This is a genomic window from Novacetimonas hansenii JCM 7643, assembly GCF_000964405.1.
Taxonomy (GTDB): domain Bacteria; phylum Pseudomonadota; class Alphaproteobacteria; order Acetobacterales; family Acetobacteraceae; genus Novacetimonas; species Novacetimonas hansenii.
This window is the reverse complement of record NZ_BANE01000252.1, coordinates 1-2,167: the sequence shown is the minus strand read 5'-3', so window position 1 is coordinate 2,167 and position 2,167 is coordinate 1. Positions and strand designations below refer to the sequence as shown.

Annotated in this window: 2 protein-coding genes; both read right to left on the bottom strand. The window is 60.1% G+C overall.

The features are described 5' to 3' along the window. Positions 1–342: 342 nt before the first annotated feature. Positions 343–1,128, bottom strand: a complete 786-nt coding sequence (locus B7G66_RS14195) for an SDR family NAD(P)-dependent oxidoreductase (RefSeq protein ID WP_003621725.1) — start codon at positions 1,126–1,128, stop codon at positions 343–345. A gap of 127 nt (positions 1,129–1,255) precedes the next feature. After that, entirely contained in the window at positions 1,256–2,035 is a 780-nt protein-coding gene (locus B7G66_RS14190; protein WP_003621728.1) for an acetoin reductase, read from the bottom strand. Between the last annotated feature and the right edge of the window lie 132 nt (positions 2,036–2,167).

Genomic DNA, 2,167 nt, shown 5'->3' with positions numbered 1-2,167 from the left:
TTCGAAGCTTTTTGAAAAAAGCTTCACCAAAAACTTTTATAATTACAGGATGTTATCAGGCCTGACTTTTCAAACAGTCTCTTAAGGAACGCTGATGTTCACAGGGAAGGCTGGATAGGGTGTTTTGCTTTCTCAATCGCGATTTATGGTCATGAGGTTGCGAACAATCTGCCCCCAACCTCATGAGATTCGATCCCAGAAAAAGCTAAGTCCGCTAAGATCATGAAATCATAAAAGTTTTTGATGAAGCTTTTTCCAAAAAGCTTCGAAAGACGCCGCCTTCGCCGATCGAAAGGCGGCACCCAAAAACTTTTCTTGTTTTTGATCTCATGGATGGGGTGTTCAGATGACGCTTAACACCCCGCCATCGACGCGCACCGATGCCCCCGTGGTGGCCGAAGCCTGGGGCGAGGACAGGTACACCACCATGTTTGCGACTTCCTCCACCGTTGCGGCGCGACGGATAATGGAGGAGGGACGATGCGTCATGACAAAGTCGGCGGCCACGTCCTCCAGCGTCTTTCCGGTTTTTTCCTGCTCTGGCCGCAACATTTCCGCCAGCCCTTCGGACAGGGTCGGCCCCGGCAGGACGGAATTGACCGTCACGTTCGTCCCGGCCATCCGTTCCGCCAGGCCACGCGCCACCGCCACCTGTGCGGTCTTGCTGAATCCGTAATGGATCATTTCCACCGGGATGTTCAGCGCGGATTCAGACGAGATGAACACCACCCGCCCCCAGTCGCGTTCCTGCATGCCCGGCAGGTATGCGCGCGACAGGCGTACGCCTGACATGACGTTGACCTCGAAAAAACGGGTCCAGTCCTCGTCCGGGGTGTCAAAGAAATCCTTGGGTTCGAAAATGCCAAGGTTGTTTATCAGGATATCGCATGATGGATGCGCCGCGACCAGGGCTGCGCACCCGTCTGCCGTGCCAAGGTCCCCCACGAACCCGACCGCGTCGCCGCCCGCCCCCGACACGATGGATACCGCCCGGTCCACCGCCGGTTGCCTGCGCCCGTTGACCACAACGCGCGCCCCGCACCCCGCCAGACCCGTGGCGATGGCCAGCCCGATGCCGCCTGTCGATCCGGTTACAATGGCCGTCCGGCCCGTAAGGTCAATTTTCATGGCTGCTTTCCCATGGTCGTTTTCCGTGTGGTGTGACGATAACCGGGCGGCAGCGTACACCACCCGCGCCCCCGCGCGCCACAGGCATCATGACACGCGGGCGTGAACACCCGCGCGCCCCATGGTGTCAGCGAAACACCAGCCCGCCATCAATCAGCACCGACTGTCCTGTCATGTAATCGGAATCCGGCCCCGCCAGCCATGCGACGAAACCGGCCACGTCATCGGGCGTTTCCGCCCGGCCCAGCGTGATGCCATCGACATATTTCCTGTATGTCGCGCCGATTTCCGCGCCGGTTTCCTCGGCCATGCGGCGGTCGATTTCCACCCACATGTCCGTGCCCACCACGCCGGGGCAATAGGCGTTGACCGTGATGCCAAAGGTCGCCAGTTCCTTTGCCGCCGCCTGCGTCAGGCCCCGCACCGCGAATTTCGTCGCGGAATAGACACCCAGCAGCGCATAACCATCATGCCCCGCAATGGAACAGGCATTGATGATCTTGCCCTTGCATGCCTGTTTCCTGAATGCCTCCGCTGCGGCCTGAATCCCCCACAACGTGCCGTCCACATTGATGCGGAAAATCCGCCCCATGTCGTCGGGTGTCACATGCAGCAACGGCTTGACCTGCGCCACGCCTGCATTGTTGACCATGATGTCAACACCGCCCAGTTCCTCCATCGTCCGTGCAATGGTGGCAAAGACCTCGTCACGCATGCTGATGTCCGCGCTGATGGCAACCGCCCTGCGCCCCAGCGCCATGATGTCCGCGCGCACCTGCGCCAGGCGGTCCATGTTCATATCCACCAGCGCCACGTCCGCGCCATCACGCGCCAGACGCAACGCAATGCCGCGCCCGATGCCCTGTGCCGCACCCGTCACGACGGCCACTTTCCCAACAAGAGACATGAACGATGTTCTTTCTTTATTGTCCCGACAGCGCGGGATGCGCCGCGTTGCAGGCACTAACGCCGCGACAGGGGGAAAGGGATGTGCCTTCCGTTATTTGTGATGGGGCGGGGGGGGGGTGCTTCAGGGGGG